Source organism: Streptomyces sp. NRRL F-2580, from assembly GCF_000720115.1.
Classification (GTDB): Bacteria; Actinomycetota; Actinomycetes; order Streptomycetales; family Streptomycetaceae; genus Streptomyces.
Window position 1 is genome coordinate 134,270 of the sequence record NZ_JOIR01000037.1, and the last position, 19,066, is coordinate 153,335.

The 19,066-nt window shown below is 72.1% G+C and carries 18 protein-coding genes; 8 read left to right on the plus strand and 10 right to left on the minus strand.

Annotated features, from left to right (window positions below):
* Nucleotides 1-2: 2 nt before the first annotated feature.
* Complete coding sequence (locus tag IF88_RS0131915; protein WP_030388705.1) at nucleotides 3-191, minus strand: DUF5703 family protein; 189 nt, start codon at nucleotides 189-191, stop codon at nucleotides 3-5.
* Between the two features lie 47 nt (nucleotides 192-238).
* Here IF88_RS0131915 and IF88_RS0131920 point away from each other — a divergent pair, with 47 nt between their 5' ends.
* A complete protein-coding gene (locus tag IF88_RS0131920) occupies nucleotides 239-886 on the plus strand; it encodes a hypothetical protein (protein WP_030720350.1) in 648 nt (215 codons plus the stop codon).
* A gap of 66 nt (nucleotides 887-952) precedes the next feature.
* Here the strand turns inward: IF88_RS0131920 and IF88_RS0131925 are convergent, their stop codons facing one another.
* On the minus strand, nucleotides 953-3,250 hold the full coding sequence (locus tag IF88_RS0131925; protein WP_078893271.1) for an ATP-dependent DNA helicase: 2,298 nt from the start codon (nucleotides 3,248-3,250) through the stop codon (nucleotides 953-955).
* Complete coding sequence (locus IF88_RS0131930; RefSeq protein ID WP_030720356.1) at nucleotides 3,247-4,230, minus strand: aldo/keto reductase; 984 nt, start codon at nucleotides 4,228-4,230, stop codon at nucleotides 3,247-3,249. The genes IF88_RS0131925 and IF88_RS0131930 overlap by 4 nt, the downstream gene beginning before the upstream one ends.
* 100 nt (nucleotides 4,231-4,330) lie before the next feature.
* Between IF88_RS0131930 and IF88_RS0131935 the strand changes: the two genes are divergently transcribed.
* Both IF88_RS0131935 and IF88_RS0131940 read left to right on the plus strand, forming a co-directional pair.
* Nucleotides 4,331-5,380 (plus strand): LLM class F420-dependent oxidoreductase, encoded by a 1,050-nt coding sequence (locus IF88_RS0131935; RefSeq protein WP_030720359.1) that lies wholly within the window; start codon nucleotides 4,331-4,333, stop codon nucleotides 5,378-5,380.
* A 185-nt stretch (nucleotides 5,381-5,565) separates the two neighbouring features.
* Nucleotides 5,566-6,354 carry a hypothetical protein gene (locus IF88_RS0131940; RefSeq protein ID WP_030720362.1) on the plus strand — a complete coding sequence of 263 codons (789 nt, stop codon included), beginning with the start codon at nucleotides 5,566-5,568 and terminating at the stop codon, nucleotides 6,352-6,354.
* A gap of 93 nt (nucleotides 6,355-6,447) precedes the next feature.
* On the opposite strand, the gene corA is transcribed toward IF88_RS0131940, so the two are convergent.
* Entirely contained in the window at nucleotides 6,448-7,440 is a 993-nt protein-coding gene (corA, locus tag IF88_RS0131945) for a magnesium/cobalt transporter CorA (protein WP_030720365.1), read from the minus strand.
* Between the two features lie 55 nt (nucleotides 7,441-7,495).
* Between corA and IF88_RS0131950 the strand changes: the two genes are divergently transcribed.
* The 4 genes from IF88_RS0131950 (at nucleotide 7,496) to mshC (ending at nucleotide 11,032) form a co-directional block, all read left to right on the plus strand.
* Complete coding sequence (locus tag IF88_RS0131950) at nucleotides 7,496-8,215, plus strand: histidine phosphatase family protein (protein ID WP_030720368.1); 720 nt, start codon at nucleotides 7,496-7,498, stop codon at nucleotides 8,213-8,215.
* A gap of 74 nt (nucleotides 8,216-8,289) precedes the next feature.
* Entirely contained in the window at nucleotides 8,290-8,880 is a 591-nt protein-coding gene (locus IF88_RS0131955; protein ID WP_030720371.1) for a DUF3090 domain-containing protein, read from the plus strand.
* Complete coding sequence (locus IF88_RS0131960; RefSeq protein ID WP_030720374.1) at nucleotides 8,844-9,692, plus strand: SCO1664 family protein; 849 nt, start codon at nucleotides 8,844-8,846, stop codon at nucleotides 9,690-9,692. Before IF88_RS0131955 ends, IF88_RS0131960 begins: the two co-directional genes overlap by 37 nt.
* 110 nt (nucleotides 9,693-9,802) lie before the next feature.
* Nucleotides 9,803-11,032, plus strand: a complete 1,230-nt coding sequence (mshC, locus tag IF88_RS0131965; protein ID WP_030720376.1) for a cysteine--1-D-myo-inosityl 2-amino-2-deoxy-alpha-D-glucopyranoside ligase — start codon at nucleotides 9,803-9,805, stop codon at nucleotides 11,030-11,032.
* Nucleotides 11,033-11,104: 72 nt separating this feature from the next.
* On the opposite strand, the gene IF88_RS0131970 is transcribed toward mshC, so the two are convergent.
* The 6 genes from IF88_RS0131970 to IF88_RS0131995 form a co-directional block, all read right to left on the minus strand.
* On the minus strand, nucleotides 11,105-12,073 hold the full coding sequence (locus IF88_RS0131970) for a hypothetical protein (protein ID WP_030720379.1): 969 nt from the start codon (nucleotides 12,071-12,073) through the stop codon (nucleotides 11,105-11,107).
* 69 nt (nucleotides 12,074-12,142) lie between these two features.
* The gene (locus IF88_RS0131975; protein WP_078893272.1) at nucleotides 12,143-13,174 is read right to left on the minus strand and encodes a PAC2 family protein; all 1,032 of its coding nucleotides are present in this window, start codon (nucleotides 13,172-13,174) and stop codon (nucleotides 12,143-12,145) included.
* Between the two features lie 127 nt (nucleotides 13,175-13,301).
* The gene (locus IF88_RS0131980; RefSeq protein ID WP_030720385.1) at nucleotides 13,302-14,909 is read right to left on the minus strand and encodes a glycerol-3-phosphate dehydrogenase/oxidase; all 1,608 of its coding nucleotides are present in this window, start codon (nucleotides 14,907-14,909) and stop codon (nucleotides 13,302-13,304) included.
* A gap of 40 nt (nucleotides 14,910-14,949) precedes the next feature.
* Nucleotides 14,950-16,476, minus strand: a complete 1,527-nt coding sequence (gene glpK / locus IF88_RS0131985; protein ID WP_030720387.1) for a glycerol kinase GlpK — start codon at nucleotides 16,474-16,476, stop codon at nucleotides 14,950-14,952.
* 77 nt (nucleotides 16,477-16,553) lie between these two features.
* A complete protein-coding gene (locus IF88_RS0131990) occupies nucleotides 16,554-17,336 on the minus strand; it encodes an MIP/aquaporin family protein (protein WP_030720390.1) in 783 nt (260 codons plus the stop codon).
* A gap of 314 nt (nucleotides 17,337-17,650) precedes the next feature.
* Nucleotides 17,651-18,418, minus strand: coding sequence for an IclR family transcriptional regulator (locus IF88_RS0131995; protein ID WP_030720393.1), 768 nt, complete (start codon nucleotides 18,416-18,418; stop codon nucleotides 17,651-17,653).
* A gap of 276 nt (nucleotides 18,419-18,694) precedes the next feature.
* Here IF88_RS0131995 and IF88_RS0132000 point away from each other — a divergent pair.
* A partial coding sequence (locus IF88_RS0132000; RefSeq protein ID WP_030720396.1) for a homocysteine S-methyltransferase family protein occupies nucleotides 18,695-19,066 on the plus strand: 372 nt, incomplete at its 3' end.

A 19,066-nucleotide genomic window follows, 5' to 3' on the forward strand; every position in this document is an offset into this window, starting at 1 on the left:
CGTCACCAGGTCGCGCGGACCTGGCGGATGATCCGGCGGCGCAGTCGCACACGGCGACTGCCGTCCCGGTACAGGCTCAGGCGGTCGAGTTCCCAGTTCCCGTACTCGGCATGGTCGGTCAACAGGCGGGTCGCCTCGCTCCGAGGGACCCCGCGGGGCACGTACACGTCGACAAATTCGTATTCCGGCATCGCATCTATTGTGCGGGCAGAGGCCTGCTACGGATAGCGTCTGCTTTATGTCTGATGCCGCTCTTCCCACTGTTGCCGAGGTACGCGCCGCCGCCGAGGCGGTCAAGGCCGCGCTCGACCGTCACCTCGCCGCGGTCGAGCGCAGGATCGGGGACGAGGACCCCGACGTCTACGCCGCGTTCAACGAACTCGCCGCCGCGGCCGAGGTGTACGACGAACTCCTCTACGACCGCTACGACGAGGTCACCCCCTTCGAGATCCCCACGCCCGAGGACGGCGTGCCGTACACCGGCCCCGCCGAACCCGCCGCCTTCAGCGTGCTGATCCGCCGTGACTACGCCGTCGTCGAGCCGCCGCGGCTGATCGCCCAGGCCGAGCGGATCGCCGCGCACGACCGGGACGCCGAGTTCGTCCAGGACGGCGGCACCGCCGAGGCGCTGGGCGTCCTCTTCGGGGAGTACGAACCCGACGAGATCGCCTCCCGCTTCAAGGACTTCGGGCTGGAGGAGGGCGACTCCACGCTCTGGATCGCCGCCTCGGAGGAGATGGCGGAACCGGGGGAGTGGCTCAACTCGCCCTTCGGGAACATCGACCCTCAGGACGTGCTGCACCGGTTCGACGTCAGCTCCGTCTTCGACGAGGAAGAGGACGAGGACGAGGGCGAGACCGCGGAGCCGGGGCTGACCCCGGCCTGATCCCCGGCCCGTCCCCCGCCCGGCATCCGTGGCCCCCGCCCGCAGGGCGGGGGCCACGGCCGGAGGTCACTGCGCCTGCTCGCCCGCCGTCGCGAGCGCCTTCAGCAGGCCCGCCAGCCGTGTCGTACGCGGCTTCGACAGCACCTCGGCCACCGCGTGCGGCAGCGCCTGGTCGACTCCGTGCACCACCGACAGGTGCCGCTCGGCCCGACCGAACGCCGTGTACACCCAGTCCCGCGACAGCGCCTGCGCCGCGTCACCCGGCAGTACGACGACCACCGCCGGCCAGCGCGTACCGACAGCCTGATGCGCCGTCACCGCCCAGCCGTGCCGCACCTGGGACTCCACCAGCTCCTTCGGTACGACGATCCGCGCGCCAGCCCGGTCCAGGTGCAGGCCCTCGGCGTCGGCCGACACCACCCGGGCCGGCAGGGCCCGCCCGGCGGACGGCACGTGGACCACCCGGTCGCCGGGGTCGAAGCCGCCGAACCGGCCGGGACCGGGGTTCAGCCGCTCCTTGAGGGCGGCGTTCAGCGCCCGCGTCCCCGCGGAGCCGCCGTGGCCCGGGGTGATCACCTGCACGCTGTCCGCCGGGATCCCGAAGGCCCGCGGCACCGACTCGGCCACCAGCTGCACGGCCCGGTGCACGGCCTCCCCGGCGTCCTTCACGGGGACGATGACGACCTCCTTGCCGGGGGCGTCGACCTGGTTCAGCTCGCCGATCCCGACCCCGGAGACGAGCTCGCCGAGGGGACCCGGGTCCGGGGTGCGGGAGACCACCTGGGGGCACGTACGGGCCGCCAGCACATCGGCGAACACCCGCCCGGCCCCGGCGGACCCGAGGACCCCGGGGTCCCCGGAGAGCACCAGCCGGGCCCCGTCCGGCACCGACTCCACCAGTGCGGCCGCGGTCTCCACATCCAGCTGCGGCGCGTCCAGCACCACGAGGAGGTCCAGCGCGAACTGCCCGTCCGCGTCCCGCCCGGGCCCCTCCGCCCCGGACAGCAGCCCCGCCACGGTCACGGAGTCCGGGCCGGCGGGGGAGTGCGCGGCCGGCCAGGCCCGCAGCCCCAGTTCACGGGCCGCCGCGACCAGGGCGAACGCCTCGGCGCGCGCGGCTTCGCCGCCGGTGTGGGCGACCAGGCCGTGGCCCGCGACCGTGCGGATCAGTTCGGCGGCGGACGGGCCCGGCGCGGCCGCGGCGGCCTGCTCCCAGTCCGCCGTGCCGCCGAAGGTGCCGGCCAGCCGCGCCAGGCCGTCGGCCAGGCTCTCCTCGGCCATGGCGGCACCCTCCAGGCCCACGAGGAGACGTACGGGCTGCTCCTCGCCCTCCTCGACCGGCGGGCCGAGGGGCTCGTGGAAGACCAGCACCGAGCCGTCCGCGATGGCCTGTTCCAGCGCTCCGGACGGATCCGGTACGCCGTACTGGGCCAGCGCCTTCTCCAGCACCGGGGCCTCCAGCGCGGTGTGCCCCTTGAGCCCGGCCTGGGCCAGCAGCCAGCCCACCAGGACGGTGGTGCGGCGCTCGTCCCCGGGACCTGCCCCGGAGCCGAGCAGGGAGCGGGCGAAGCCGTCCGCCTGGGTCGGGCGCACGGCGGGCAGCGACAGCAGCCGCCAGGGGTTCTCGGCGAGCTGCTCGGCGGCTCCCTCCCCGAGGGCCGCCGCGGCGGGACCGGCCAGGGCCTCGGGGGCGCCACCGCGGGCCAGTACGGCCCGTACGCCCTCGACGGCGTCGGCGGAGGGCGCCGCCGCGGTCACCGGCGCCGGGGCGGCCGGGCGGGGCGCGGCGGGGGCGGGGGCCGGCCTGCGGGGCGCGGCCGGGGCCTCGTCGAAGTACACGGCGGGGGGCTTCTCCCCGCTCTCCACGGCCCGTACGGCGGCCAGCAGATCGGCGGCCTTCCCGCTGAGCTTGGCCCCGGCCTCGACGGGCGCCTCCCGCTCCGCCTTGCGCCGGGCGATCCGCTCCCGCTCGACCTTCTGCGCGGCGAGCTCGGCCTGCGCCTCGGTGAGCGCGGGCGCCTGGGCCTCGGCGGCCGGCTCGGCGGGTTCCGCTGCGTCAGCTTCGGCTTCGGCCTCAACCTCGGCTTCGGCCTCAACCTCGGCTTCGGCCTCAACCTCGGCTCCGGCCTCAACCTCGGCTCCGGCCTCGGGCCCGGCGTCGCCGTCGGCCTCCGGGGCGGGCCCTGCGGGGCCCTCCCCCTCCCCTCCCCTTCCCGAAACCGGGGGCTCCGCCCCCTGCCCGCCGTCATCGGCTTCGCCGTGCGGTGCGGCAGGCCCGACCTCGGGCCCGCCCGAGTCGGCCTGTGCCCCGGCCGGTTCCTCCGCGGCAGTGGCTTCGGTCTCGGCTTGGCGGTCCGTACTCACAGCGTGCTCCAGTCCTGATCGGGGTAGCGGTGCACCGGAGCCGAAACATCGTCCAGCGCCCGGCAGATCTCCTCGGGAAGACTAAGGGCCTCCACCGACAGTGCGGCCCCGAGCTGCGCCGACGTCCGTGCGCCCACGATCGGCGCGACCACTGCGGGCCGGTCCCGGATCCACGCGAGGGCCACCTCGAGCGGGGTCACGGCCAGCCCTCGGGCCGCCGTCACCACCGCGTCCACGATCCGGCCCGCCGCCTCGTCGAGGTACGGGTCCACGAAGGCGGCCATGGAATCCGAGGCGCCCCGGGAGTCCGCCGGCACGCCGTCCCGGTACTTGCCCGTCAGCACCCCGCGCCCCAGCGGGGACGAGGGCAGCAGGCCGATCCCGAGGTCCAGCGCGGCCGGCAGCACCTCCCGTTCCACGCCCCGCTGCAGCAGCGAGTACTCCATCTGCGTCGAGGCGATACGGGTCCGTACGCCCGGCGCCGCGAGCTGCCAGGTCGCCGCCTTCGCGAGCTGCCAGCCGCAGTAGTTGGACACCCCGGCGTACCGGGCCCGGCCGCTGCTCACGGCCAGGTCCAGTGCCTGGAGGGTCTCCTCCAGCGGGGTCGCCGGATCGAAGGCGTGTACCTGCCAGAGGTCGACGTAGTCGGTGCCGAGCCGGTCCAGCGAGGCGTCCAGCGCGTCGAGCAGGTGCCCGCGAGAGCCGTCGAACCGCCGGTCCGGGTCCGGCACGCTGCCCGCCTTGGTCGCGATCACCAGGTCCCGGCGCGGGACGAGCCCGCCCACCAGTCGGCCGAGGAGGTACTCCGCCTCCCCGCCCCCGTACACGTCGGCCGTGTCGACGAGCGTGCCGCCCGCCTCCCAGAAGGTCTTCACCTGCTCGGCGGCGGCTTCCTCACCGATGTCGCGGCCCCAGGTGAGGGTGCCGAGGCCGATCCGGGAAACGCGCAGTCCGGTGCGGCCGAGATGCCTCTGCTCCATGAGCGCTGAGACTACTGGGGCGCTGACGCGGAGCGCCCTGGCACGCTACAGTCCCCGCACACCAACGTTACTGATCGGTAAACCGGTAAGGGGACGACACATGCGGCTCGGCATCAATCTCGGTTACTGGGGCGCGGGCATGGACGCCGACAACCTCGCCGTCGCCCAGGAGGCCGACCGCCTGGGCTACGACGTCTGCTGGGCCGCCGAGGCCTACGGATCCGACGCCCCGACCGTGCTCGCCTGGGTCGCCGCCCAGACCGAGCGCATCGACGTCGGCTCGGCGATCATGCAGATCCCGGCCCGGCAGCCCGCGATGACCGCCATGACCGCGGCCACCCTCGACTCGCTCACCAAGGGCCGCTTCCGGCTCGGCCTCGGCGTCTCGGGCCCGCAGGTCTCCGAGGGCTGGTACGGCGTCACGTTCGACAAGCCGCTCGCGCGGACCCGGGAGTACGTGGAGATCGTCCGCAAGGCGATGAGCCGTGAGCGCCTCTCCTACGAGGGCGAGCACTGGACCCTGCCGCTGCCGGGCGGCCCGGGCAAGCCGATCAAGCTGACCGTGCACCCCGAGCGCGAGCACATCCCGCTCTACATCGCCGCCATCGGTCCCAAGAACCTGGAGCAGACCGGCGAGATCGCCGACGGCGCCCTGCTGATCTTCCCGGCCGCCGAGCACCTGGAGGCCACCGCGCTCACCCACATCCGGGCGGGCCGCGAGAAGGCCGGGCTGACCATGGACGGCTTCGACGTCTGCCCGACCGTGCCGCTGGCCCTCGGCGAGGACGTGAACGCGCTCGCGGACATGTTCCGCCCCTACACCGCCCTGTACGTCGGCGGCATGGGCAGCCGGAAGCAGAACTTCTACAACCAGCTGGCCCAGCGCATGGGCTACGAGAAGGAAGCCGCCGAGATCCAGGACAAGTACCTGGCGGGCGACAAGACCGGCGCGGCCGAGGCCGTCCCGCACTCGCTGATCGACTCGACCACCCTGCTCGGCCCCGTCGCCCGCATCGCGGACGGGATGCGGGCCTACGCGGAGGCCGGGGTCACCACCCTCACGCTGGCGCCGGCCGGATTCACCCTGGACGAGCGGATCGCCGCCCTGCGGGCCGGCACCGAGGCCATGGAGCTGGCCGGTCTCGCCTAGGCCAAGAGGAGTCTGCGGCCGTGGTGGGGGCTCGGGGGGTCTTCCCCGCCACGGCCGACACAGCCAACAACGCCCCGGGTGCCCGCGGGGTTACGCGCGGCGGTCCATCCCCTCGTTTCGTTCATTCGGACGAGTAGTGCGACCCGTCGGTTGCCGGTCCCCGCGCCCGGCGTTTGACTCGGTTCATGTTCTCTGCCCGCAGCCTGTTCCAGGAGATCGTCGACAACGACGACTCCTTCCAGCTGTTCTGCTCCATCGCCGCCAGCGGGGAGACCCAGGGCGGTTGGGAGAACGCCCGCATCGCGGCCCTGGTGCCCGACGCCATGCGCGACCTCGCGCCCAAGATCACCCGGCACGGCGCCGACGAGGACAAGCACGGCCGCATCTTCAACGCGCTGCTGCGCAAGCGCGGCCTCCAGCCCGTCCCCGTCCCGCCCGAGACGGACTACACGATGCTGCTGGAGCGCCGCGGCATCGGCCTCGCTCACGACAAGCTGCGCCGCCGGCAGGCGCTGAGCGAGGAGGACGTCGTCGTCTACCTCGCGCACAGCCGCGTCACGGAAGAGCGCGCCGCCGACCAGATGGACATGCTGGTCAGGTACTTCGGCGACCACCCCGAGCTCGGCAAGGCCATCCACATGATCAGCAACGACGAGGCCAACCACCTCGCCTACTGTCACGAGGAGCTGCTGCGCCTCGTCCGCGCGGGCCACGGCCGCACCATCCAGCGGGTGCTGCGCGAGAGCGCGCTCGCGGAGATCGGCGTCTACCGGGACGTCAGCCTCGCCGTCATGGACCACATGGGACGGCTGCTGAACTGGTCCGCCCCGAAAGCGGCCGCGCTCGCCGCGGGCATCCGAGCCGCGTACGCGTACGAGCGGTTCAGCGGCTGGCACCGGATGGTGGACCTGCGGATGCCCCAGCGCCGCGACGCGTTGGGCGGAGCACCGGTCACCGCCGCCGAGTTCGCCTAGCCGCCCGCCGCCAAACCAGCCCGCCGCCAAACCAGCCCGCCGCCAAAGCAGCCCGCCGCCAAAGCAGCCTGCGGTGCCGAAGCAGCCCCGCCGCTAAAGCCAGCCCCGGCGCTTGAACATGCGGTGCAGGCCCAGACAGATCCCCGCCATGACCGCCACCACCACCGGATAGCCCCAGACCTGCCTGAGCTCCGGCATGTGGTCGAAGTTCATCCCGTAGATCCCCGCCACCATCGTGGGGACGGCCGCGATCGCCGCCCAGGCCGAGATCTTGCGCATGTCGTCGTTCTGCCGCAGGCCCATCTGCGCGAGGTGCGCGGAGAGCGCGTCCGACAACAGCCGGTCCAGGCCCTCGATGTACTCGCTCGCCTTCGTCAGGTGGTCGGCGACGTCGCGGAAGAAGGGCTGGGCGTGCTCGTGGACGAAGGGCACCTCTCCGAAGGCGAGCCGCTCCATCGGCTGGAGCAGCGGGTTCGTCGCCCGCCGGAACTCCAGCACCTGCCGCTTGAACCCGTAGATCCGGGCGGCGGTGTTCTTGGTGTCCGAGGAGTTCGGGGAGAACACCTCGGCCTCCAGCTCCTCCAGGTCCACCTGGAGCTCGGCCGCCACCTCGATGTAGTGGTCCACCACCGCGTCGGAGACCGCGTACAGCACCGCCGTCGGGCCGTGCCGCAGCACGTCCGGCTCCTGCTCCAGCCGGCGGCGCACGGCGGCCAGCGGGGCCCCCTCGCCGTGCCGGACGGTCACGACGAACGAATCGCCTATGAACACCATCAGCTCGCCCGCCGTCACCGTGTCCGTGTCCTCGTCGTACAGCACCGGCTTGAGGACGACGAACAGCGAATCGTCGTACACCTCCAGCTTCGGGCGCTGGTGCGCGGTCAGCGCGTCCTCCACCGCCAGCCTGTGCAGGCCGAACTCGCGGCTGACGTGGTCGAACTCCTTCGCCGTCGGCTCGTACATGCCGATCCAGAGGAAGGCGTCACCGGTCGCCCGCGCCTCGTCGAGGGCGTCCGAGAGGTCCTCGGTTCCCTCGGTACGGCGGCCGTCCCGGTAAATCGCGCAGTCGACAATCACGCGGGGCATTCTTCCCTGCCCACGACCCGCCCGCACGCCATCGGCACCGCATACGCTGGCCCCCATGGCCACGCTGATCCTCGTACGACACGGGCGGTCCACCGCCAACACCGCAGGGCTGCTCGCCGGGTGGACCCCGGGAGTCGGTCTCGACGAGCGCGGCGCCGAGCAGGCCGCCGCCCTTCCCGGAAGGCTGGCCGGCGTGCCGCTCGCCGCCGCCGTCACCAGCCCGCTGCAACGCTGCCGGGAGACCCTCGCACCCCTGCTGGCCGCCAGGCCGGAGCTGGAAGTGCACACCGACGAGCGGATCGGCGAGTGCCACTACGGCGACTGGTCCGGCCGCAAACTCTCCGAGCTCGGCGACGAGCCGCTGATGAAGATCGTCCAGCAGCACCCCTCGGCCGCCGCCTTCCCCGGCGGCGAGTCCATGCGCGCCATGCAGGCGCGCGCCGTGGACGCCGTACGGGAGTGGAACGCGCGGGTCGAGGAGGAGCACGGGAGCGACGCCGTCTTCCTGATGTGCTCCCACGGCGACATCATCAAGTCCCTTGTCGCGGACGCCCTCGGGATGCACCTGGACCTCTTCCAGCGCATCCACGTCGACCCCTGCTCGGTGACCGCCGTCCGGTACACGCCGACCCGGCCGTTCGTGTTCCGGCTGGGCGACACGGGGGACTTCGGCCCGCTCGTGAAGCGTCCGGCCGAGCCGGAAGCCGTCGCTTCGGACAAGGATGCCGAAGACACGGGGAACGCGGTCGTGGGAGGCGGCGCGGGCGCGGCGTGATCGGACGGCGCAGTAGGGTGGACGGGCCACAAGGGCGCAGACCTGCCCCTGCCGCTGAGACTTGGAGACTGGACGTGCCCCGTCAGGTGTTCCTCTACGACCCCCCGGACCGCTTCGTGGCCGGCACGGTCGGTCTGCCGGGACGCCGTACGTTCTTCCTGCAGGCCTCCTCCGGCCCCCGCGTCACCAGCGTCTCCCTGGAGAAGACCCAGGTCGCGGCGCTGGCCGAGCGGATGGACGAGCTGCTGGACGAGGTCGTGCGGCGCACCGGCGGCAACGCCCCGGTGCCGGCCGTCGCCCCCGCCGAGGCCGCCGACACCGCCCCCCTCGACGTCCCCGTCGAGGAGGAGTTCCGCGTCGGCACCATGGCCCTGGCCTGGGACGGCGAGGAACAGCGGATGATCGTCGAGGCCCAGGCCCTGGTGGAACTCGACGCCGACTCCGACGAGGACCTCGCCGAGGCGGAGGAGCGGCTGCTCCAGGACGAGGAGAACGGCCCGCCCATGCTGCGGGTCCGCCTCACCGGCGCCCAGGCCCGGGCGTTCGCCAAGCGGGCCCTGGACGTGGTCAACGCCGGCCGCCCGCCGTGCCCGCTGTGCAGTCTGCCGCTGGACCCGGAGGGACACGTGTGCCCGCGCCAGAACGGCTACCGGCGCCAGGCGTGACCGACACGGGGGAGATCGAGGAACTGCTCGCCGAGGGCGAGCTGACCGTCATCGGCCGGATCCGCGAGGCGTCCAACGCCGTCCTGCTGTGCACCGTCACGCACGAGGGCGTCAGCGCCGACTGCGTGTACAAGCCCGTCAAAGGCGAGCGGCCGCTGTGGGACTTCCCCGACGGGAGCCTCGCCCAGCGCGAGGTCGCCGCCTACCTGGTCTCCGAGGCCACCGGATGGGGCCTCGTGCCCACCACCGTGCTGCGCGACGGACCGTACGGCGAGGGCATGGTCCAGCGGTGGATCGAATCCGCGGAACCGGAAGGGGAACCCCCGGCCGGCGGGCTCCTCGCGCTCGTCGACGGCGAGGAGGCGGGGGAGGGCTGGAAGCCCGTCGCCCTGGCCGAGGTCGGGGAGGGCCGCACCGCGCTCCTCGTCCACGCCGACGACCCGCGGCTGCGCCGGCTCTCCGTACTCGACGCCGTGATCAACAACGGCGACCGCAAGGGCGGCCACCTGCTGCCCGCGCCCGACGGCCGCCTCTACGGCATCGACCACGGCGTGACCTTCCACGCCGAGGACAAGCTGCGCACCCTGCTGTGGGGCTGGGCGGGGGAGCCGCTGACCGACGAGGCGCGCGAGGTGCTGACCGGGCTGGACGCCGAGCTGGCCGAGGGAGCGCCGCTCGCCACCCGGCTGGCCGAACTGATCACCGCCGTCGAGCTGGCCGCCGTGCGGGCCCGGGTTGCGCACCTGCTGCGCACCGGAACCCATCCGCAGCCGTCCGGACAGTGGCCGTCGATCCCCTGGCCGCCGGTCTGAACCGGCCATCCGCCGCACGCACAGATCCGGCCAGACCGCAAGAGTGCCGATCAAGACAACAGTGCAGGTCCGGTTCGTTTCCGGAACATGCGTCCGGTTAGGCTCGAGACATGCATGCCTGGCCCGCTTCTGAGGTCCCCGCCCTTCCTGGCAAGGGCCGCGACCTCCAGATCCACGACACCGCGACCCAGGGGACGATCACCCTCGCCCCCGGTCCCGTCGCCCGTATCTACGTCTGCGGCATCACCCCGTACGACGCGACCCACATCGGTCACGCGGCGACCTACAACGCGTTCGACCTCGTGCAGCGCGTGTGGCTCGACACCAAGCGGCAGGTCCACTACGTCCAGAACGTCACCGACGTGGACGACCCGCTCCTGGAGCGGGCGCTGCGCGACGGTCACGACTGGACCGAGCTGGCCGAGCGCGAGACCGCACTCTTCCGCGAGGACATGACCGCCCTGCGGATGCTGCCGCCGCAGCACTACATCGGAGCCGTCGAGGCCATACCCGGCATCGTGCCGCTGGTCGAGCGGCTGCGGGACGCGGGCGCGGCGTACGAGCTCGACGGGGACGTCTACTTCTCGGTCGAGTCCGACGCGCACTTCGGCGGGGTCTCGAACCTCGACGCCGAGGCGATGCGGCTGCTCTCGGCCGAGCGGGGCGGCGACCCCGACCGGCCCGGGAAGAAGAACCCGCTGGACCCGATGCTGTGGATGGCCGCGCGCCCGGGCGAGCCGAGCTGGGACGGCGGCTCGCTGGGCCGCGGCCGGCCGGGCTGGCACATCGAGTGCGTCGCCATCGCCCTGGACCACCTGGGCATGGGCTTCGACATCCAGGGCGGCGGCTCCGACCTGGCCTTCCCGCACCACGAGATGGGCGCCTCGCACGCCCAGGCGCTGACGGGCGAGTTCCCGATGGCCAAGGCCTACGTGCACGCGGGCATGGTCGCCCTGCACGGCGAGAAGATGTCGAAGTCGAAGGGCAACCTCGTCTTCGTCTCCGCCCTGCGGCGCGCCGGGGTGGACCCGGTGGCGATCCGCCTCGCGCTGCTGTCGCACCACTACCGGGCCGACTGGGAATGGACCGACGACGTCCTCGCCGAGGCGGTGGCCCGGCTGGAGCGCTGGCGCGCGGCCGTGTCCCGGCCGGACGGGCTGCCGGCGGACGCGCTGGTCGAGGAGGTCCGCGAGGCCCTGGCGAACGACCTCGACGCCCCTGCCGCGCTCGCCGCGGTGGACCGCTGGGTCGATGCCCAGAACGCCTCAGACGGCGACGACGAGTCGGCTCCGGGCCTCGTCTCCCGCACGGTGGACGCCCTCCTGGGCGTGGCGCTCTAGCACCCGCCCCGCAGTAACGGAGAAGCGCGCCCCCGGCCTCGTGCCGGGGGCGCGCTTCTCCGTTCCACCCCGTCACTGCATGACGGTGACCGGAGGGTGGCGGGGATCGGCGGGGCACGCGTAGAACTGCAAGGTGTAGCCGCGGCCCACGGTGACCTCCGTGGGGGTCGTGGACGCGCCGTGCGCCTCCTCGACCGGCCGCCAGCTCTCGGTCTCGGCGTCCCACTCGGCGTGGTCGAAGGTGAGCAACGGCTCGCCCACGGCCGAGCACCGCGCACAGCGCAGCTCCTCCGGGCCGCCGGAATCACGGAACGTGAAGGGGGCGGCCCACCCGCCGGCCTTCCACCCGGGCGCGACGGACAGGGCTCCCCGGTAGCCCGTGGCCCCGTCCTCCTCCCAGCTGCCGATCCGCCCGGCCAGCTCGGGGTCCAGATCGTGCGCGGCCGGGTACTCGCGGACCTGCTCCGGATGCAGCACGCACGGGACCGGCACCAGCTCGTCCGTGCCCACGTATGCGGGCTCCGGCGCGGCCGCCAGGACCTCCGCCACGTCCCCGGCCCGCCGCCACCGCAGCTGGACGGCCTCCGAGCCGCAATGGTCCTCGATGTCGACGAACGGGCACCACAGCACCTGGAGCAGGTCCGTGCCCTCGGGGAACGGCAGGTCGGGGACGTCCCGGGCGTACAGCTGCGCCACCGGTATCAGCGGATGCGGTCCCTCGGGCAGCAGGGCCGGATCGTGGCCCGCGCCGATCCGGGAGACCTCGGCATGGTCCTCGGCCGTCCACACGTCGCGGGCGCGGATCCGACGGAGCGTGCGGACCTCCTCGGGCGTGTTCAGCGGGAAGGGGGCGTCGTGCTCCTGCGAGCACGTCGCCCAGGGCTCGCCGGCCGGCCACAGCAGCGGCCCGCCCACCGAGCTCTCGTGCACGGTGGGCGCACCGGGCCGGGGGTGCAGCCGGGTGGCGGTCCTGGACATCCCCGCGAGCTCCGGGAACACCGAAGCCACGTCGAGCGGGCGGGGCGGGGTGGTACGGGTCATGCTTCCCTCTCTCGGAACGGCAACCCGTATCCAAGCAGGGCGTACTGACACCCGGACAGCCCCGTCCGGTCAGGCCCCGGGAGCGTCCCCGCCGCCCCCGCTCTCGCCCTCGCTCTCGCCCTCGCCGTCTGCGGTGCCGTCCGGCCCTGACGCGTCGCCCGGGTCCGCCGCGTCGTCCTGCTTCGGCTTCGGCTGGGCACGGCCACCGGACAGGTCACGGAAGTACGAGCCCGGGTCCGTGGCCGTCTCCGGACCCGCCGCCGGATCCCGCCGCCGCAGGTACCGCTCGAACTCCCGGGCGATCGCGTCACCCGAGGCCTCCGGCAGGTCCGCCGTGTCCCGCGCCTCCTCCAGCGTCTGGACGTACTCCGCCACCTCGCTGTCCTCGGCGGCCAGTTGGTCCACGCCCAGCTGCCACGCCCGCGCGTCCTCCGGCAGTTCGCCCAGCGGGATCCGGATGTCGATCAGGTCCTCCAGCCGGTTCAGCAGCGCCAGCGTCGCCTTCGGGTTCGGCGGCTGCGACACGTAGTGCGGCACCGCCGCCCACAGCGACACCGCCGGCACACCCGCATGCGTACAGGCCTCCTGCAGGATGCCCACGATGCCCGTCGGGCCCTCGTACTTGGTCTCCTCCAGGTCCATCGTCCGCGCCAGGTCCGCGTCCGAGGTGACCCCGCTCACCGGCACCGGCCGGGTGTGCGGCGTGTCCCCGAGCAGCGCCCCCATGATGACCACCATCTCCACGCCCAGTTCGTGGGCGAAGCCCAGGATCTCGTTGCAGAACGACCGCCACCGCATGGACGGTTCGATCCCCCGGACCAGCACCAGGTCGCGCGGCTTCGCCCCGCCGATCCGGACCACCGACAGCCGTGTCGTCGGCCACGTGATCTTCCGTACCCCGTTGTCCAGCCACACCGTCGGCCGGTTGACCTGGAAGTCGTAGTAGTCCTCGGCGTCCAGAGCCGCGAAGACCTCGCCCTTCCACTCCCGGTCCAGGTGCGCGACCGCACCGGAGGCCGCGTCACCCGCGTCGTTCCAGCCCTCGAACGCGGCCACCATGACCGGGTCGATCAGCTCGGGCACGCCCTCAAGCTCGATCACCCAGGTCTCCTTCCGAAGTTCCCTTGCGTACGTGGGTCAGCCTAAGCCTTGATAGGACGCCAGCCACAGCCCACGACAGAGGGGCGGTTCCCCTCGGAACCGCCCCTCTTCCCCACCTGCGTGAGAGCTATGCCTTGTGGCCCAGCATCTCCTCGACGCGGGCCCGAACGGCCTCGTCGTCCAGGCCGCGGATCGTCACCGTCGTACGGCGGCGCAGCACGTCGTCGACCGTCTCGGCCCACTCGTTGTCACGGGCGTAGGCGACCTGCGCCCAGATCTCCGGACCGTCCGGGTGGATGCGCTCGGCCAGCGCCGGGTCCTCGTTCGCGAGGCGCGCGATGTCGAAGGCCAGCGAGCCGTAGTGCGAGGCGAGGTGGCGGGCGGTGAGCGGGTCCATCCGGGTGCCCGGCTCACGGTCCACCAGCAGCCGGTGCGCGACCGCGTTCGGGTTGGCGACACCGGGCAGCGCGATCCGGCGCACGAGGGACTTCACCGGCTCCATGTCCTCGGTCAGCGGGCTGCCCGGGAGCTTCGACAGCTTGTCCATGACCACGCGGCCGATGTGGCGGTACGTCGTCCACTTGCCGCCGGCCACCGACAGCATGCCGCCGGCGCCCTCGGAGACGACCGTCTCGCGCTTGGCCTTCTCCACACCGCCGGGGCCGCCGGGCAGCACCCGCAGGCCGGCGAAGGCGTACGTCATCAGCGAGCGGTCGAGGTCCGCGTCCTTCACCGAGAAGGCCGCCTCGTCCAGGATCTGCGCGATGTCGGCCTCGGTGGCGCGCACGTCACCCGGGTCGCCCTCGTACACCTCGTCGGTGGTGCCGAGCAGCAGCTGGTCCTCCCACGGGAGGGCGAAGGTGATGCGGTACTTGTCGATCGGGGTGGCCATGGCGGCCTTCCACGGCGACTTGCGCTTCATGACGATGTGCGCGCCCTTGGAGAGGCGGATCGACGGCATCGAGTGCTTGTCTTCCATGCGCCGCAGGTGGTCCACCCACGGGCCGGTGGCGTTGAGCACGACGCGCGCGTCGACCCCGAACTCGGTGCCGTCGAGACGGTCCTTGAGCTCGGCGCCGGTGACCCGGCCCCGCGTCTTGCGGAGCCCGGTGACCTCGGCGTGGTTGAGGACGACCGCGCCCGACTCGACGGCCGCGCGGACCGTCATGACGGCCACGCGGGAGTCGTTCATCTGGTGGTCGTAGTAGACCGCGACGGCCTTGAGGTTGTCCGTCTTCAGGCCCGGGTTGTCGGCGGCGGCACGGGCCGGCGATATGACCTTGCCCATGCCGTCGCCGAAGGCCGAGAGGGCGGAGTAGGCGAAGACGCCCGCGCCCAGCTTGGCCGCACCGACCGGTCCGCCCTTGTAGACCGGCAGGTAGAAGGTGAGCGGGTTGACCAGGTGCGGGGCCACGTCCTTGGCCAGCACCCGCCGCTCGTGGTGGTTCTCCGCGACCAGCTTGACCGCGCCGGTCTGCAGGTAGCGCAGACCGCCGTGGACGAGCTTGGAGGAGGCCGAGGAGGTGGCGCCGGCGAAGTCGCCGGCGTCCACCATGGCAACCCGCAGGCCCGACTGCGCGGCGTGCCAGGCCACCGAGGTGCCCAGGATTCCACCGCCGATGACCAGCAGGTCGTACGTGGCCTTCGACAGCTGCTCACGGGTCTCGGCGCGGCTCGCGTTCGAACCGGCGGTCGGGTGCGTACCCAGGGCGGGAACGCTCTGCAGGCTGCTCATATCTCTTTAGCTCCTCGTCGATTGACTCAGCTGAGTGCGGTCAGCTGGCGTCTTCGTCGTCGACCCAGCCCATGGACCGCTCCACGGCCTTGAGCCAGCTCTTGTACTCGCGGTCCCGCTGCTCGGCGGGCATCCGCGGGGTCCACTCCGCCGCGCGGCGCCAGTTGGCGCGCAGGGCGTCGGTGTCGGGCCAGAAGCCGACGGCCAGGCCGGCGGCGTAGGCGGCGCCGAGGCAGGTGGTCTCGGCGACCATCGGGCGCACCACGGGGGCGTCCAGGAAGTCCGAGAGCGTCTGCATCAGCAGGTTGTTGGAGGTCATGCCGCCGTCGACCTTGAGGGCCGCGAGCTCGACGCCCGAGTCCTTGGTCATGGCGTCGGTGATCTCGCGGGTCTGCCAGGCGGTGGCCTCCAGGACGGCACGGGCGATGTGCGCCTTGGTGACGTACCGGGTCAGGCCGGCGATCACACCGCGGGCGTCGGAGCGCCAGTACGGGGCGAACAGACCGGAGAAGGCCGGCACGAAGTAGGCGCCGCCGTTGTCCTCGACCGAGGAGGCCAGGGTCTCGATCTCGGCCGCGGACTTGATCAGCCCCATCTGGTCGCGCATCCACTGGACGAGCGAGCCGGTGACGGCGATGGAGCCCTCCAGCGCGTAGACCGGCTTCTCCTCGCCGATCTGGTAGCCGACCGTGGTCAGCAGGCCGCTGTAGGAGTTGATGATCTTGTCGCCGGTGTTCATCAGCATGAACGTTCCGGTGCCGTACGTGGACTTGGCCTCGCCCTCGGAGAAACAGGTCTGGCCGAAGAGGGCGGCCTGCTGGTCACCGAGCGCCGAGGCGACCGGGACACCGGCCAGGACGCCCTCCTTGACGTGGCCGTAGACCTCGGCGGAGGACTTGATCTCCGGGAGGACGTTGAGCGGGACGCCCATCGACTCCGCGATCTTCTCGTCCCACGCCAGGGTGTGCAGGTTCATCAGCATGGTGCGCGAGGCGTTGGTGACGTCGGTGACGTGCACGCCGCCCTGGGCGCCACCCGTGAGGTTCCAGATGACCCACGAGTCCATGGTGCCGAAGAGGATGTCGCCGGCCTCGGCGCGCTCGCGCAGGCCCTCGACGTTGTCGAGCAGCCAGCGGACCTTCGGGCCGGCGAAGTAGCTCGCCAGCGGCAGGCCGGTCTCGCGGCGGAAGCGGTCCTGGCCGACGTTGCGGCCGAGCTCCTTGCACAGGGCGTCGGTGCGGGTGTCCTGCCAGACCAGCGCGTTGTGCACCGGCTCGCCGGTGTGGCGGTCCCACAGGAGGGTGGTCTCGCGCTGGTTGGTGATGCCGACCGCCTTGACGTCGGCGGCGGTGATCTCGGCCTTGGCGATGGCCCCGGCGACGACCTCCTGGACGTTGGTCCAGATCTCGGCGGCGTCGTGCTCGACCCAGCCCGGCTTCGGGAAGATCTGCTCGTGCTCCTTCTGGTCGACGGCGACGATGCGGCCGTCACGGTCGAAGACGATGCAGCGGGAGGAGGTGGTGCCCTGGTCGATCGCGGCGATGAAGGGGCCGGTGCTGCTGGTCATGTGGCTGCTCCTGGCAGGTCTGGTGAGTAGGCGGAATCAGGAGGGCGGTGCGGATCTTACGAACGCGGCCGTGCTGATCAGGCGAACGCGATGTTGTAAAGACCACCGGCGAGTGCGGCACCGACGAGCGGGCCGACCACCGGGATCCAGGAGTATCCCCAGTCGGAGCCGCCCTTGTTGGGCAGCGGGAGCAGGGCGTGCACGATGCGCGGACCGAGGTCGCGCACCGGGTTGATGGCGTAGCCGGTCGGGCCGCCGAGCGAGAGGCCGATGCCGACGACCACGAACGAGGTGATCAGGACGCCGATGACACCGAGGCCCTTGCCGTCGTCCTGGAGGCCCTGGGTCAGGATCGCCAGGACCAGGACGGCGGTGCCTATGATCTCGGTCGCGAGGTTCTGCACGACGTTACGGATCTCGGGGCCCGTGGAGAAGATGCCGAGCACGGGGCCGGCCACGTCGTGCGGGTGCGGGTCCTCGGGACCGAGCTTGGCGTCGCGGATGTGCTCCGGGTCCGCCAGGTGCACGCGGAACTGGCCGTAGTAGGTGATCCACATCAGGACCGCGCCGAGCATGGCGCCGAGCAGCTGGCCGGCGAAGTAGACGGGGGTGTCGCCCCACTCGCCGGTCTTGACCGCGAGGCCGACGGTGACCGCCGGGTTGAGGTGCGCACCCGAGAGCGGCGCGGAGACGTAGGCGGCGATCAGTACGGCGAATCCCCAGCCGAACGTGATGGCGAGCCAGCCCGCGTTGCGGGCCTTGGAGCTCTTGAGTGTCACTGCGGCGCAGACGCCACCGCCGAGCAGTGTGAGCAGGGCGGTACCGATGGTCTCGCCGATGAAGATGTCGGAGCTGGACACCCGCGACTCCTTACGTACGTCCAGGGGTGGGCGGACACCGGGTCCCTCCGGTGGTTCCGCGCACTCGGTGAGTGCTGCACCGGTCCTTGGCCTTGTCGCATCCTAACGCGTATTGCCGGTAGCTGTTCGACAATGCCGACCGATGAACGGCAGTTTTCCGCCCAGGTGAAGAATGCGTCAAGGGCTGGCCAGGCCAAAGTGTCGGATCGTTACCACTAGGTGCGATCAACCAAATCCAGCCATTCGATGGTCAGGATGTGGCGAAAAATGGGCATGATGCGGCCAGAGTCTGGCCGCATCGTGCTAGAGGGGGCTCAGAACCGGCCCGCGCCGAGATCGCGTGAAACCGCGCGCGCACAGTCCCGCACCGAGGCCACGAGGGCCGCATGGGGCTCCCCGGACTCCCCGCATACCCGCTCCACGGCGCCCGCCACCGCCACCGCGCCGACCGGCATCCGGCGCCGGTCGTGGATCGGCGCCGCCACCGAGGCGAGGCCCTCCCACGTCTCCTCGACGTCGGAAGCCCAGCCCCGCGCCCGCGTCAGGCTCAGGACCTCTTCGAAACCGACCCCGTCCGTGACCGTCCGGGGGGTGAACGCCTCGCGCTCCGCCTCCGTCACCTGGGTGTGCGCGACGGGGTCGTACGCGGACAGCACCTTGCCCAGCGCGGTCGAGTGCAGCGGCTGCATGGCCCCCACCTCCAGCACCTGGCGGCTGTCGTCGGGCCGGAAGACGTGGTGCATGATCAGCACCCCGCTCTTGTGCAGCACCCCCACGTACACGCTCTCGCCGCTCGCCCGGGCCAGGTCGTCCGTCCAGACCAGGGCACGGGCGCGCAGCTCGTGCACGTCCAGGTAGCTGTTGCCCAGGCGCAGCAGCTCCGCGCCCAGCTGGTAGCGGCCGGAGGCCGGGTCCTGCTCCACGAAGCCCTCGGCCTGCAAGGTGCGCAGGATGCCGTGGGCCGTGCCCTTGGCCAGGCCCAGCGAAGAGGCCACGTCGGAGAGCCCCAGCCGGCGCTCTCCGCCCGCCAGGAGCCGCAGCATCGCAGCGGCTCGTTCGAGCGACTGGATGTTCCGTGCCATCGCGCAGCCTCCTGCTGACCTTGCTGTCCATACTGACCGTCTTGATGCGGTTCGACAATGCTGAACACTATCGGTCGATGCCGACCTTGCGCAGCGAGGGGGAACTGTTCGCCGTACCGTCGCCGGGACACCCTTGGCAACCCCTGCCACAGAATGCAGTCCGCCACGTGGGACACCCGCACCGGGGCAGGTGCCTCGCGGTTACGCTGACGACGTGCACCCTTGACACAGAGGGGGTGCAAAGCCGACAGCCGTCGCATTCCAGGGAGCACAACCATGGCTTCGTTGCCCAACCCGCCCGCTGACACCCAGACCCGGGCCGATGCCCTGCGGGAGGCGCTCGCGACCCGTGTGGTCGTCGCCGACGGGGCCATGGGAACGATGCTCCAGGCGCAGGACCCCACGATGGAGGACTTCCAGCAGCTGGAGGGCTGTAACGAGGTCTTGAACATCACCCGCCCCGACATCGTGCGCTCCGTCCACGAGGCGTACTTCTCGGTGGGTGTGGACTGCGTCGAGACGAACACCTTCGGTACGAACTACGCGGCGCTGGCCGAGTACGACATCGCCGAGCGCAACTTCGAGCTGTCGGAGGCGGGTGCGCGGATCGCCCGCGAGGTGGCCGACGAGTTCACGGCGTCGACGGGG

Coding starts and splice junctions, on each gene's coding strand:
- IF88_RS0131915 (WP_030388705.1), bottom strand. CDS start 191: ATGCCGGAATACGAATTTGTCGACGTGTACGTGCCCCGCGGGGTCCCT.
- IF88_RS0131920 (WP_030720350.1), top strand. CDS start 239: ATGTCTGATGCCGCTCTTCCCACTGTTGCCGAGGTACGCGCCGCCGCC.
- IF88_RS0131930 (WP_030720356.1), bottom strand. CDS start 4,230: ATGGAGCAGAGGCATCTCGGCCGCACCGGACTGCGCGTTTCCCGGATC.
- IF88_RS0131935 (WP_030720359.1), top strand. CDS start 4,331: ATGCGGCTCGGCATCAATCTCGGTTACTGGGGCGCGGGCATGGACGCC.
- IF88_RS0131940 (WP_030720362.1), top strand. CDS start 5,566: ATGTTCTCTGCCCGCAGCCTGTTCCAGGAGATCGTCGACAACGACGAC.
- corA (WP_030720365.1), bottom strand. CDS start 7,440: ATGCCCCGCGTGATTGTCGACTGCGCGATTTACCGGGACGGCCGCCGT.
- IF88_RS0131950 (WP_030720368.1), top strand. CDS start 7,496: ATGGCCACGCTGATCCTCGTACGACACGGGCGGTCCACCGCCAACACC.
- mshC (WP_030720376.1), top strand. CDS start 9,803: ATGCATGCCTGGCCCGCTTCTGAGGTCCCCGCCCTTCCTGGCAAGGGC.
- IF88_RS0131970 (WP_030720379.1), bottom strand. CDS start 12,073: ATGACCCGTACCACCCCGCCCCGCCCGCTCGACGTGGCTTCGGTGTTC.
- IF88_RS0131980 (WP_030720385.1), bottom strand. CDS start 14,909: ATGAGCAGCCTGCAGAGCGTTCCCGCCCTGGGTACGCACCCGACCGCC.
- glpK (WP_030720387.1), bottom strand. CDS start 16,476: ATGACCAGCAGCACCGGCCCCTTCATCGCCGCGATCGACCAGGGCACC.
- IF88_RS0131995 (WP_030720393.1), bottom strand. CDS start 18,418: ATGGCACGGAACATCCAGTCGCTCGAACGAGCCGCTGCGATGCTGCGG.